This is a genomic window from Janthinobacterium sp. EB271-G4-3-2 (assembly GCF_020858035.1).
Lineage (GTDB): Bacteria > Pseudomonadota > Gammaproteobacteria > Burkholderiales > Burkholderiaceae_D > Janthinobacterium > Janthinobacterium aestuarii.
Genome location: NZ_JACYMG010000001.1, coordinates 333,913 through 346,522, shown reverse-complemented (window position 1 = coordinate 346,522; position 12,610 = coordinate 333,913). Strand labels below are relative to the sequence as shown.

The following is a 12,610-nucleotide window of genomic DNA, read 5'->3' as shown; positions in this document are numbered from 1 at the left end:
TGTTTTCGTCAGGTTGCAAGAGCCCCTCCCCGGTCCGAAGAGGGGCTCTTTTTTAGTGAAATGATTGAAGTAGTTAGCGCGGCTTGACTGTCGCGCCTTCCGTGCCGGTGAGTACGGCATTGGCCCAGTTGCCGCAGACCTGGGCCGGGTGGGCGCCGCGCGCGCCCAGGGTGCGCAAACTGAGCTGGCTCAGGCCGCGCACGTCGATTTCGGGTTTGACCACCCCGGGAGCCGTGACCAGGCCGCTGTCGTACAGCAGCCGCTCACCGCTCCAGACCTGGAATTGCAAGCCGCCCGCGCCGCGGCAGCTATCGTCCACGCCCAGGTCGGCGCGCAGCAGATTCCAGTTGCCCGCCAGCTGCAAGTCGATGCGGCTGGCCGGTCCCACGCCGAGGCCCTTGCGGAACCACAGCCCGTTCATGCGCATCTCGGCCGCCTTGCCGGCCGGCCGGTCTTTCGCGATAGTCTTCGGCAGCGCCAGGTCCGACAGGTAGCGCTGCACTTCCTCGCCGTCGGCCACTCTGTGCTCGAGCACGCGGAATGCGGACAGGGTGACGGGCGCCACGTCGGTCGCCAGCGCCGCGTCGTACGCGCGCGCCACCGGCCCGGCCTGCGCCGCCGTCACCATCGGGTCCAGGGACGCCGCGCCGTCGCCTTCCGGATTTTGCGTGCTCATGACGCGAAAGCGCAGCAAGCGCCCGGCCGTGGCGGGGAAGTTGATCGTCTGCGTGCCTTCCTGCAGTTTCAATGTGCCCCGCTGCAGTGGCGCGCCCCACTCGCCGTTGTTGTCGCCGATGTAGATTTCGTAATCGCGCACCTGGCCATGCTTCCAGTGCTGGTCGTTGCGCGGTGCCAGTTCGATGCCATCGACCAGCCGGCGCTCCGTGAAGCCGATCACCCATTCGTGCGGCCCGCTTTTCACGGATGGGCTGCGCACGGTGCGGAACCACGTCTCCGGCTTGCCATCGAAGGCGTTTTCCAGCGGATAGCCGCTTTCCTCCGCAGGACGCGCCACCACCCGCATGGCGTCGGCCGGCAAGGCGCGGCCCGGCACGGGAGCGGCCGGGAAGTCGGCGTCGACTCTGGCCACGGCCAGCGCGCCGGCGACCTGCAGCATCAAGTGCTGGCGAATGTCCTGCGCCGCCACTTTCACGTGCAGGGTGCCTTGCCTGTCCGCCGCATCAAAATACCAGGCATCAAACGCCTTGTCGTAGGCGGTGCGATCGGCGGATGGCGCAATCAGGCGTTCGCCGGCGCGCACGGCGGCCGGCGCCTGGCCCGCCAGCATGCGCAGCGCATAGCCGCGGCGCGCTTCCTGGCCCTGGTACCGGCCATCGACGGCGCCGATGTCGATCTGCACGTCGGCGCCCGTCTGGCGCATGCGGATGACTTGCTGGCTGAAGGCGCCGCCCTGGTACTGGCGCGTGTTGCCATCGTCTTCATACAGGGTGTAGTCGGAATCGCCGTGCGGGTAGATATCGAGGGTCAGCTGGTCCTTCGGCTTCTGGCCGTCGTACAGCATTTCCGGATACATGGGCAGGATGGCGCCGGCACGGACAAACACGGGCAATTTATCGAGCGTGACCTGCAGATCGAGGTCGCGCCCCTTGGCGCCGGCCGTGGCCTGGCGGCCGTCCCAGTAGTCGTACCACGTGCCTTGCGGCAGGTGGATGCCCTTGCGCCAGCCGCCGCTGACGGCCTGGCTGCGGTACACGGGCGCCACCAGCACGTCGCGGCCCAGCAGGAATTGGTATTTATACGCTTCCGTGTAAGCGGCCGGGTCTTGCGGGTAATCCCACATCAGGCCGCGCACCAGCGGCGCGCCCGATTGCTCCGCTTCGCGCACGAGCGTATACATATACGGCGTCAAACGCATCTTGAGTTTCAGGTAGCGGCGGTTGATGTCGCGGTACGGTTGCTCGAACCACCACGGATGCTTGCGCTCGGCAGCGGCCCAGCCGGACATGCCCATCAGGACGGGCGTAAAACTCTTCCACTGCAAGTCGCGCAGATAGGTTTCCGGGCTGCCGCCGAAGATGGCGTCGACGTCGCCCGATGCATACGCCTGGCCGGACAGGCCCGAGCCGATCAGGGTCGGGATGTGCCAGCGGATGTAATCCCAGCTGGCGCTCTGGTCGCCCGTCCACGCCACGGCGTAGCGCTGGATGCCGGCCCAGCCCATCACCGTCCATAAAAACGGCCGGCTGTCGGAGTTGTTCAGGATGCCGTCGTAGGCCGACTTGTTCGCATCCATGGCGAACTGGTAGCCCTTGCCCGTCCACGCCACGTCCAGCTTTTGCACGCGGCTGCCCGCCTGCCCCACTTCCCAGGCGATCTTGTCGACGCCGTTTTCCGTCCACAGGCCCGTGCGGAAGCCATAGCCGGCCAGGCCCTTCACCGTTTCCGGCAAATTCGTGTAGCCGCAGCCATAGCCGTCGTTAGGTAAAATCCAGCCGCCCGGCATGTCGTGTTCGCGGTACTGGCGCGCCACCGTTTCCACCACGTCCGGCGTCTTGCCCGTCGGGCCGTCCGTCCAGCTCTTCGGCACGGAACCGGGCTTTTTCACGTTGTCGCCATCGTTGTAGCAATCGGCGTCGCCGTATTCCAGCGCCCAGCGGGGCAGCATGCGCGCGCGGCCCGTCAAGTCCGTGTAGCGGGCGACGACGTCGCGCAAGTCCTTGCCGACAAAGAAATACGCGTCGAAGCGGCCTTCCGCGTGCTGCAGCGAGATCTGCTGCGCGTCGCGCAAGTCGTAGTTCCCGTCGGACCAGGTATTGCGCAGCATGCCCCAGCCCCGTGAACTCATGAGAAATGGCGCGGGATTCGGCCGGTCGCCCTCTTCCCAGCCGCCCGAATACGACACGGGCACCTGCTTGCCCCTGAATTCGAAGCGGCCATTCTGCTGGCCGCCGCCGAAGTAACGCTCGCCCGGCAGGCTGGAAAGCACCTGCACGCCCTGCTTGCCGTCGAGCGACAGCGGTTGCACCTCGCGCCACAGCGGCACCGCATCACCGTTGCGGAAAAGGGTAAAGCGCAGCGGTTTGCGGTCGATGCGCAGGCTCAGGGCTTCGGTGCTGATCAGGATATGCTCGGGCTGTTCCCTGATCTGGTACGCCACCTGCGCGGCAGGCTGGCCCACGACGATGGGCGCGGCCTTGTCGCCGGGCCCCGTCAAGCCTGCCTTGCCGCCCGCCTGGATGCGCAGCACGTCCGCCTGCGGCAGGATGATACGCAGTTGCATGCCCGTGTCGCTGCGCAGATCCCAGCCCAGCGCCTCGCCCTTGGCCACGTCGGCCGCATGCACGGCACTCAAGCTGGCCAGGTTACCGACAGGCGCGGCCTGCAGGCCAGGTCCGGCCAGAGTGGCAAGGGCAGCGAGGACGCAGGCGGCAAGGGCGCGGCGGGGAAGCGGGAGAGGTTTCATCAGGCGGCTTTCAGAAAATCGAAGTGATGGAAATACTTTAAGAAGAAAAATAAATATCGTCAATCAAAAGAAAGTTAAAGCGGCAATTTATTAATAAAATGCCCAGAATTGGCGCATTTTTCTTACGTTTCACCAAAATGTCACAAAACATACTTTCGTTATCGTGGCATTTCAGCGACATACCGCGCCGCCACTGGCTTTTGCGCTGCACCGCAGCATGCTTCAGCGCCATCAAAACGACATTATTTCGCAAGCCGCCCAACTATTTACTTTCGTTTTACTTTCGTATTTGACTTTTCGAAATTTAGTATTTATGCTTTCTCACAACAAACACTTTACTGAGCTCTCATGACTACCCTTCTTCAGCGTGACATTCAAACCTGGCGCGACATCGGCGGCCTGCACACGGCCGAGGAAATCGCCCATCAGCCAGCCATCTGGCGCGCGCTGGCCGGCATCTTGCGCAAGGAGCAGGCAGCACTGGCCGCCTTCCTGGGCGACGCGCTGTCCAATCCGCGGCAGCGTGTCATCCTGACGGGCGCCGGCAGCTCGGCCTATGTGGGCGAAATCGTTGTCGATACCCTGAATGCGGCCTGGCCCGCGCAGATCCGCGCCATCGCCACCACGACTTTGCTGACCCACCATGAGCTGTACCTGGAAGCGGACGCGCCCACCCTGCTCGTCTCGTTTGCCCGCAGCGGCGACAGCCCGGAAAGCCTGGCGGCCGTGGAACTGCTGCGCCAGGTCGTGCCCGGCGCGCGCTTTTTGAACATCACCTGCAACGCCGAAGGCAAGCTGGCGCGCCAGGGCGCGAACGATGCCAACACCTATAAGCTGCTGATGCCGGAAGGCAGCTGCGACCGCGGCTTCGCCATGACCAGCAGTTTCAGCAGCATGCTGCTGGCGGCCCTGTCGGTACTGGGCAAGGACACGGATCTGCCCCGCCTGGACACCCTGGCGCAGCTGGGCGAACAGGCCTTGCGCGACTGGTCGGCGCCCGTGGCGGACCTGGGATCAACGCCGGTGCAGCGCGTCGTCTACCTGGGCAGCGGCCCGCTGGAAGCGCTGGCCAAGGAAGCGGCATTGAAAATCCTGGAATTGACGGGCGGCAGAGTGATGGCGATGGCCAATACGCCGCTGGGTTTCCGCCACGGCCCGAAATCGGCCGTCACTACGGAGTCCCTGGTGATCCTGCTACGCAGCGGCAAGCCGCTGGCGCGCCAGTACGAAGACGACCTATTGAAAGAACTGCAGCGCGACAGCGTTGCGCAGCGCTGCCTCACGGTGGGCATCGGCGGCGACTTATCTGTCAACTTGGAGGCCGACTTATCTGCCGACTTAGCAGCCTGGCCCGACGCCTGGCTGGCCCCGCTGTGGCTGCTGATGGCGCAGCAATATGCGCTGCACCAGTCCGCACTGCTGCAACTGCGCCCCGACAATCCATTCGCCGGCGGCATCGTCAACCGTGTCGTGCAAGGCGTCACCATCTATGGCCATGACCAATTCTAATCCTACAGCCGGATACCACGGCATCGACATCGGCGGCAGCAAGATGGAGCTGGTCGCCTTTGCCGACCGCGATGGCGCGCTGGAAGAAGTGTTCCGCGAACGGGTTGCCACGCCCGGCGACGATTTCAACGCTTTCGTGCAGGCGATCACCGGCCTGGTGGCACGCGGCGACGCGGCACTGGGCACGACGGCGCCCGTCGGCATCGGCTTGCCCGGCGTGATCGACAGCGCCAGCGGCCGCCAGCTCAGTTCCAACGTGCCGGCCCTGAACGGCCGCCTCGTGGCGCAAACCCTGCAGCAAGCCTTGCAGCGCCCTGTCGCCATCGGCAACGATTGCCAGTGCTTCGCCCTGTCGGAAGCGCAAGGCGGTGCGGCCGACAACGCCGCCAGCATGTTCGGCGCCATCCTCGGCACGGGCGCCGGCGGCGGCTATTGCGTGGGCGGCCAGCTGCTGCGCGGCTTTAACGGCGTGGCCGGCGAATGGGGACACTGGAGCCTGCCCGCCACCCTGCTCGCGCAACATGGCCTGGCCGGTTACGACTGCCCGTGCGGCAAGGCGGGCTGCCTGGAACGCTATGTCTCCGGCCCCGCCATGCGCAAACTCCACGCCCACTTCGGCGGCGATGGCGCCGAGCCGCTGGCCATTGTCGCGCGCGCCAACATGGGCGACGCCGTGGCCCGGCGCACGGTGGCCGTGCACCTCGACGTGCTGGGCCACGCGCTGGCCGGCCTCGTGCTGGCCTACGACCCGCACGTCATCGTGCTTGGCGGCGGCCTGTCCAAGCTGCCGCACCTGTACGACAAGCTGCCGGCCGCCGTGAAGCGCCATCTGTTCCCCGGCGTGCACGTGCCGCCGATTTTGCCGCCCCGCTTTGGCGACGCCGGCGGCGCGCGCGGCGCGGCCCTTTTGATACGACAACATACAAAGGCGTAAACATGATGAAGCAAGCGGAAAACCCGACTTTTACCCTGTCCCCGATCCAGCAAGTGATCAAGGCGCACCGCCGCGGCGAGCGCGTGGGACTGTACGCCGTCTGCTGCAGCCACCCGAGCGTGCTGCGCGCCGCCATGCGCGTGGCCAGCGAGTACGACACCGTGCTGCTGGTCGAGGCGACGTCGAACCAGGTCGACCAGTTCGGCGGCTACACGGGCATGACGCCGGCCGTTTTCCGCGACACCATGCTGGCACTGGCCCGCGAACAGGGTTTCCCCGCCAGCCGCCTGGTGCTGGGCGGCGACCATCTGGGCCCGAACGCCTGGCAGCACCTCGATGCGGCCACCGCGATGAACCACGCCGAAACCCTGATCGCCGCATATGCGTCGGCCGGCTTCCATAAGATCCACCTCGATTGCAGCATGCGCTGTGCGGACGATCCCTTGCAGCTCGACGATGAAACCGTGGCCGCCCGTTCGGCGCGCCTGTGCATCGTCGCCGAGGAAGCGGCGGCGGCCGCCGGCTTCGCGCCGCCCGTCTACGTGATCGGCACGGAAGTGCCGGTTCCCGGCGGCGAAGCGTCGCTGGCGCAGGCCGGCGCCGTCACCAGCCCGCAAGCGGCGCGCCGCACGCTGGACGTGCACCGCCGCGCCTTCCTCGACAAGGAATTGCATGGCGCCTGGCGCCGGGTCATCGCCATGGTGGTGCAGCCGGGTGTCGATTTCGACCAGAGCAGCATCCAGCACTACGATGCCGATGCCGCCACCGAGCTGTCGGCCTTTGTCGCCGAGCAGCCCGGCCTCGTGTTCGAAGCCCATTCCACCGACTACCAGCGCGAAACGGCGCTGCACGCCATGGTGCGCGACCATTTCGCCATCCTGAAAGTGGGTCCGGCCGCCACCTTCGCCCTGCGCGAGGCGCTGTTCGCCCTGTGCCAGATCGAGGAGGAACTGCTGCCGGCGCACGCCACCTCGCAGCTGATGCAGGTGCTCGACGACGTGATGGTGGCCAAGCCGAAGAACTGGATCAAGCATTACCTGGGCACGCCGGACGAGCAGCGCCTGATGCGCCGCTACGGCTTGAGCGACCGTTGCCGCTATTACTGGGGCGAGCCGGAAGTGGCGGCCGCCGTCGCCAAGCTGCTGGCCAACCTGGACACGGTGTCCATTCCGCTGCCGCTCCTGAGCCAGCATTTGCCGGAGCAATATCTGGCCGTGGTGCAGGGCAGCTTGCAGGCACAGGCGCCGGCCCTGATCGAGCACAAAATCGGCAGCTTGCTGGCGCAATATGCGCGCGCCTGCAACCGCAATGCGGCAGTCCCCGTCATTGCCGAAGCGGCAATCTGTTAAGCTCGGTATTTTCATTTTTTACCGAGCCCGCCACCATGCGAAATACCAGCCAACGCCGTGAATCCATCCTCCAAATGCTTGCCCGGCAGGGCTCGGTGCAAGTGACCGACTTGGTGGAAAAGCTCGGCGTGTCCGCGGTCACCATCCGCAGCGACTTGAATGCGCTGGAAGCGCAAGGCATGGCCACGCGCAGCCACGGCGGCGCGACCCTGACGCGCACGCCGCCGCTTGAACACACGATACGCCAGAAGGACGCCATCAACCACGAGCAGAAGGAGCGCATCGGCGCGTATGCGGCGCGGCTGGTGGAACCGGGCGACAACATCATCATCGACTCGGGCACCACCACCATCTCGCTGGCGCGCCATCTGCGCGACGCCACCGGCGTGACGGTGGCGACGAATGGCCTGAACATCGCTTGGGAACTGGCCGACGCGCCCGGCGTGGACCTGATCCTGACGGGCGGCCTGCTGCGCAAGCAATCGCTGTCGATCCAGGGCAGCCAGGCGGAAACCTGTTTGCAGGCCTACAGCTTCGACAAGCTGTTTCTGGGCGTCGACGGCTTCGACCTGCAGTTCGGCGTGACCACCCACCACGAAGCGGAAGCCAGCCTGAACCACAAGATGGTGGAACGGGCGAAGAAAATCATCGTCCTCACGGACGCCTCGAAGTTCGGCCGCGTCAGCCTGCACCGCATCGTGCAGCTGGACCGGGTCGATACCGTCATCACCGATGCCAGCATCAGCCAGGAATACCGCGAAGGGCTGCAAAAGCTGGGCATCGAACTTTTTATAGCGGAATAACACATGCTGAGCGGCAGAATCCTTACCCCATCTGGCTGGATCACGGGCACCATCACCTTTGACCAGCGCATCGTCCGGATACAAGAAGACCCTGCCGCCGACAGCGCGCTGACCATCCTGCCCGGCTTCATCGATCTGCACGTGCACGGCGCCGCCGGCGTCGACATCATGGAAGGCGGGAACGCGGGCGCCACCGTGGCGCAGGTGCACGCGCGCCACGGCACCACGGCCCTGCTGGGCACCACCCTGACGGCGAAAGAACCGTCGATCCTGCGCGCCCTGCAAGGCCTGGCCGGCGTCATCGCCGAACGCCCCGCCAACGGCGCGCGCATGCTGGGCGTGCACCTGGAAGGCCCGTTTTTGAATTTGCACCGCCTGGGCGCGCAGCCGCCCGACGTGGTGCAGGCGAGCCTGGCGCTGGTGCAGCGCTTCCACGCCATCGCCCCGATCAAGGTCTTGACCATGGCGCCGGAAATTCCCGGTCACCTGGAACTGATCCCGCAGCTGGCGGCGATGGGCATCCGCGTGCAGATCGGCCACAGCGCCGGCACGTATGACGATGGCGTGGCCGCGCTCAAGGCCGGCGTGTCCGGCTTTACCCACCTGTACAACGGCATGACGGGCATGACGCATTACGACCCGGGCATGGTGGGCGCGGCGCTGGCGCATGCCGAATATGCGGAAATCATCCCCGACCTGCAGCACGTGGCCAAGGGCGCCCTGCGCGCGGCCCTGCGCGCCATCCCGCGCCTGTACGGCGTGACGGACGCCACCTCGGCCACCGGCATGCCCGATGGCGAGTACGGCCTGGGCACGCAGCGCGTCTACAAATGCCTGGGCTGCGTGCGCCTGGCCACGGGCTCGCTGGCCGGCAGCGTGCTGACCATGGACCAGGCCCTGCGCAATTTCGTCGACCTGGGCCTGGACCTGGCCGACGCCGCGAACCGCTTGTCGCTGTACCCGGCCGACTACCTGGGCGTGTCCGACCGGGGCCGATTGGCGCCGGGCGCCTGGGCCGACATCGTCGTCCTCGATTCCACGCTACAGCCAGTGTCCGTCTTCGTCGAAGGCGCGGCCATCGATCTTTCCACCCGCTAGACCACTTCACCCACTTCAACCCCAGCCCCGGAGTTACCATGCACGACACGTCACACAAGGCCCCCGTGTGGGCCATGCGCTACCTGCTATTTATTGCCGGCATGGGGGGATTGCTGTACGGCATAGACATCGGCATCATCGCCGGCGCCCTGCCCTACCTGGAATCGACGGCCTCGGTGGCCTGGAAGCTGACGGCCCAGCAGCTGAGCTTTATCGTCGCCGCCGTGCTCCTGGGTTCCGTCCTGTCGTCGCTGTTCGCCGGCGCCCTGGCCGACCTGCTGGGCCGGCGCTGGGTGATGTTCCTGGCCGGCGCCCTGTTCAGCGCAAGCATCCCGCTGATCGCGCTGGCCGACGGCTACACGCCGCTGCTGCTGGGCCGTCTGCTGCAAGGCATCAGCGGCGGCTTGATCGGCGTCGTCGTGCCCCTGTACCTGGCCGAATGCCTGCCCGCGCAGCAGCGCGGACGCGGCGCCGCCCTGTTCCAGCTGCTGCTGACCATCGGCCTGGTGGCGGCCGCCCTGATCGGCCTGCTGCAGGCGCAGACGGTGGAAACGGCCACGCAGGCGGCGCAAGCGTTGCCGGAAGCGGGCCGCGTCGCCGCCATCTTCGCGGCCAAGGACCAGGCCTGGCGCGGCATCTTCTGGGTCTGTTTGACGCCGGGCCTCGTGTTTACCGTCGGCGCCCTGCTGCTGGCCGAGTCGCCGCGCTGGCTGGCGCAACGGGGCCGCATCGAGCAGGCGCGCCAGTCGCTGCTGCGCACGCGCCTGCCCGCCGCCGCCGACCTGGAACTGCGCGAAATGCTCGATACGCCCGAGAACGCGGCCAAGGCCAGCGGCAATGCCAGGGCAAAAGACCCGCTCTTGAGCCGCCGCTACGTGCTGCCCTTCCTGCTCGCTTGTTTGATCCTCGCCTGCACGCAGGCGACGGGCATCAACTCCATCCTCGCCTATGTCGTCAATATCCTGAACCAGGCAGGCCTGTCGGGCGCCTCGGCCAACATGGCCGACGTCTTGCTGAAAGTGCTCAATGCCGTGATGACGGTGGTGGCCGTGCTGCTGGTCGACCGCAAGGGCCGCAAGTTCCTGCTGATGCTGGGCACGGGCGGCATCGTCGTCTCGCTGCTGGCGGCCGGCCTGCTGTTCCGCGGCGCCGAAGCCCACCTGGCCGACGTGCGCCCCGCCATCGCCGCCCAAGTGCAGGCCGATGGCCTGAGCCTGAACCTCGATGCGGCCACCTTGGCGACCCTGGGCGCGGCGGCCGACGGCACGCCGCAGCAGCTGACCATCGCCTACGCCTACGGCCCGTTCACCAACGTGAAAAGCCTGCGCAGCGACGATCCCGTGCTGCGCCAGGTGACGATCGCCCGCGACGACGCCGTGCAGCCCGACAGCGTGATCGGCGTGTTCTTCCGCAAGCTGCACCTCAATCCGTTCGCCGATCCGGCCGCCGGACGAGAAGCGCCGCTGCGCATCGAAAAGGCCAGCCTGGGCCCCGTGCCCTCGTCCACGCACGGCTGGCTGGTGGCCATCGCCATCTGCGTATTCGTGTCCAGCTTTGCCGTGGGGCCCGGCGTGTGCGTGTGGCTGGCCCTGTCCGAACTGATGCCGACGCGCATCCGCTCGAACGGCATGAGCATCGCGCTGCTCGTCAACCAGTTCGTCTCGACCGTGATCGCCGCCATCTTCCTGCCGACCGTGGGCTTGCACGGTTATTCGACCCTGTTCTTCTTTGGCGCCGGCTGCACGGTGCTGTACTTCCTGGCGGCCGCCTTCCTGCTGCCGGAAACCAAGGGCAAGACCCTGGAAGAGATCGAAGCGCACTTTGCCAAGTAAGCCAGAGTAACCAACTGTAGCAGTCTCCTTTCCAGCCCCGGACCACCGTCCGGGGCTGTTTTTTTGCCTGCCGGACAAGTTTGCGGGGCTGGCGCGCACGGCACCGTACGGTTTTCCTTCTGGAATCAAGGCCGCGTGGGCTAGAATCTGGCTGCGTCGTGCTACTCACGAGGCGGCAATGGCGCCATGACAAAAACCACCAGGAGACACAGTGAGCTTATTTAGAACCAAGAATTTGGATGACATGATCGCCCACAGCAAGAAACCGGGAGGTCTGGCGAAAGTGCTGGGGCCCTTCGACCTTGTCCTCATGGGCATAGGCGCCATCGTCGGCACGGGCATTTTCGTGCTCACCGGCACGGGCGCCCTGACGGCCGGGCCCGCCCTGTCGCTGTCGTTTGTCGTGGCGGCCGTCGCCTGCTGCTTCGCCGCCCTGTGCTACGCGGAATTCGCTTCCACCGTGCCGGTCGCCGGCTCCATCTACACCTACAGCTATGCCACTTTAGGCGAGCTGGCCGCCTGGATGATAGGCTGGGACTTGCTGCTCGAGTACGGCCTGGCCGCGGCCGCCGTCTCCGTCGGCTGGTCCGGCTACTTCCAGTCGCTGCTGTCGGGCTTTGGCATCGCCCTGCCCGTGGCTCTGACGGCCGCACCCGGTGCCCTGCCTGGCGTGACCACCTTCATCAACCTGCCCGCCCTCGTCATCATGCTGCTGCTGACGGCCATGCTGGGCTGGGGCGTGCGCGAATCGGCGCGCCTGAACAACATCATGGTCGCCATCAAGGTGGGCGTGGTGCTGCTGTTCATCATCTTCGGCGCGCGCCACGTGCAGCCCGCCAACTGGCAGCCCTACATGCCCTTCGGCTACCACGGCATGCTGAGCGCCGCCGCCCTCGTCTTCTTCGCCTTCATCGGCTTCGACGCCGTCACTTCGGCCGCCGAGGAAGTCAAGAAGCCGTCGCGCGACCTGCCGATCGGCATCATCGGCTCGCTGGCCGTGTGCGCCGTGCTGTACGTGGTGGTGTCGGCCATCATGACGGGCATCGTGCCGTATCAAAAATTCCTCGGCGTCGACCATCCCGTCTCGCTGGCCCTGCAATATGCGGGCGAAAACTGGATCGCCGGCTTCGTCGACCTGGGCGCCATCCTCGGCATGACCACCGTGATTCTCGTGATGGCTTTCGGCCAGACGCGCATCATCTTCGCCATGTCGCGCGACGGCTTGCTGCCCAAGCGCCTGTCGACCGTGCACCCGCGCTTCCACACGCCGTTCTTCGCCACCTGGCTGGTCGGCATCGTGTTCGGCCTGATCGCCGCCACGATCCCGCTCAACATCCTCGCTGAGCTGATCAACATTGGCACGCTGGCCGCCTTCACGATGGTCTCCGTCGCCGTCGTGGTGCTGCGCAAGAAGCGCCCGGACCTGCCGCGCGCCTTCCGCTGCCCTGGCGTGCCGTACGTGCCGGCGCTGGCCGTGATCCTGTGCGTGGGCCTGATGAGCTTCCTGAGCTGGGTCACCTGGATGGCGTTTTCCATCTGGCTCGTGATCGGCCTGGCCATCTACTTTGGCTACGCGCGCCGCCGTTCGCTGCTGCATCCGCAACAGTAATCCCTCCACTGCGCCATCGCAGTAAGATGGCGGTCTCGCAACCCCGCAGACC

9 protein-coding genes are annotated in these 12,610 nt (G+C 66.2%); 7 read left to right on the top strand and 2 right to left on the bottom strand.

The genetic code is table 11. The annotated features are described in order from the left end of the window. Positions 1–73: 73 nt before the first annotated feature. Entirely contained in the window at positions 74–3,424 is a 3,351-nt protein-coding gene (locus tag IGS55_RS01440) for a TIM-barrel domain-containing protein (RefSeq protein WP_230516494.1), read from the bottom strand. Between the two features lie 37 nt (positions 3,425–3,461). Then, on the bottom strand, positions 3,462–3,656 hold the full coding sequence (locus tag IGS55_RS01435; RefSeq protein ID WP_230516495.1) for a hypothetical protein: 195 nt from the start codon (positions 3,654–3,656) through the stop codon (positions 3,462–3,464). A gap of 116 nt (positions 3,657–3,772) precedes the next feature. On the opposite strand from IGS55_RS01435, the gene IGS55_RS01430 reads away from it, so the two are divergent. The 7 genes from IGS55_RS01430 (at position 3,773) to IGS55_RS01400 (ending at position 12,558) form a co-directional block, all read left to right on the top strand. After that, positions 3,773–4,933 (top strand): SIS domain-containing protein, encoded by a 1,161-nt coding sequence (locus IGS55_RS01430; RefSeq protein WP_230516496.1) that lies wholly within the window; start codon positions 3,773–3,775, stop codon positions 4,931–4,933. Beyond that, positions 4,920–5,867 (top strand): ROK family protein, encoded by a 948-nt coding sequence (locus IGS55_RS01425; RefSeq protein WP_230516497.1) that lies wholly within the window; start codon positions 4,920–4,922, stop codon positions 5,865–5,867. The genes IGS55_RS01430 and IGS55_RS01425 overlap by 14 nt, the downstream gene beginning before the upstream one ends. Before the next feature lie 5 nt (positions 5,868–5,872). After that, positions 5,873–7,216 (top strand): D-tagatose-bisphosphate aldolase, class II, non-catalytic subunit, encoded by a 1,344-nt coding sequence (locus tag IGS55_RS01420; RefSeq protein ID WP_230516611.1) that lies wholly within the window; start codon positions 5,873–5,875, stop codon positions 7,214–7,216. A 35-nt stretch (positions 7,217–7,251) separates the two neighbouring features. Next, a complete protein-coding gene (locus tag IGS55_RS01415) occupies positions 7,252–8,019 on the top strand; it encodes a DeoR family transcriptional regulator (protein WP_230537130.1) in 768 nt (255 codons plus the stop codon). A gap of 3 nt (positions 8,020–8,022) precedes the next feature. Beyond that, entirely contained in the window at positions 8,023–9,117 is a 1,095-nt protein-coding gene (nagA, locus tag IGS55_RS01410) for an N-acetylglucosamine-6-phosphate deacetylase (protein WP_230516499.1), read from the top strand. 38 nt (positions 9,118–9,155) lie between these two features. Next, positions 9,156–10,949, top strand: coding sequence for an MFS transporter (locus tag IGS55_RS01405; protein WP_230516500.1), 1,794 nt, complete (start codon positions 9,156–9,158; stop codon positions 10,947–10,949). A 211-nt stretch (positions 10,950–11,160) separates the two neighbouring features. After that, positions 11,161–12,558: an amino acid permease gene (locus IGS55_RS01400; protein ID WP_329958127.1), complete on the top strand. Its 1,398-nt coding sequence runs from the start codon at positions 11,161–11,163 to the stop codon at positions 12,556–12,558. The last annotated feature ends 52 nt before the right edge of the window (positions 12,559–12,610 follow it).

What these genes read in the sequence shown, in the direction of transcription:
- IGS55_RS01440 (WP_230516494.1), bottom strand. Translation starts at nt 3,424, where the DNA reads ATGAAACCTCTCCCGCTTCCCCGCCGCGCCCTTGCCGCCTGCGTCCTC.
- IGS55_RS01435 (WP_230516495.1), bottom strand. Translation starts at nt 3,656, where the DNA reads ATGGCGCTGAAGCATGCTGCGGTGCAGCGCAAAAGCCAGTGGCGGCGC.
- IGS55_RS01430 (WP_230516496.1), top strand. Translation starts at nt 3,773, where the DNA reads ATGACTACCCTTCTTCAGCGTGACATTCAAACCTGGCGCGACATCGGC.
- IGS55_RS01425 (WP_230516497.1), top strand. Translation starts at nt 4,920, where the DNA reads ATGACCAATTCTAATCCTACAGCCGGATACCACGGCATCGACATCGGC.
- IGS55_RS01420 (WP_230516611.1), top strand. Translation starts at nt 5,873, where the DNA reads ATGAAGCAAGCGGAAAACCCGACTTTTACCCTGTCCCCGATCCAGCAA.
- IGS55_RS01415 (WP_230537130.1), top strand. Translation starts at nt 7,252, where the DNA reads ATGCGAAATACCAGCCAACGCCGTGAATCCATCCTCCAAATGCTTGCC.
- nagA (WP_230516499.1), top strand. Translation starts at nt 8,023, where the DNA reads ATGCTGAGCGGCAGAATCCTTACCCCATCTGGCTGGATCACGGGCACC.
- IGS55_RS01405 (WP_230516500.1), top strand. Translation starts at nt 9,156, where the DNA reads ATGCACGACACGTCACACAAGGCCCCCGTGTGGGCCATGCGCTACCTG.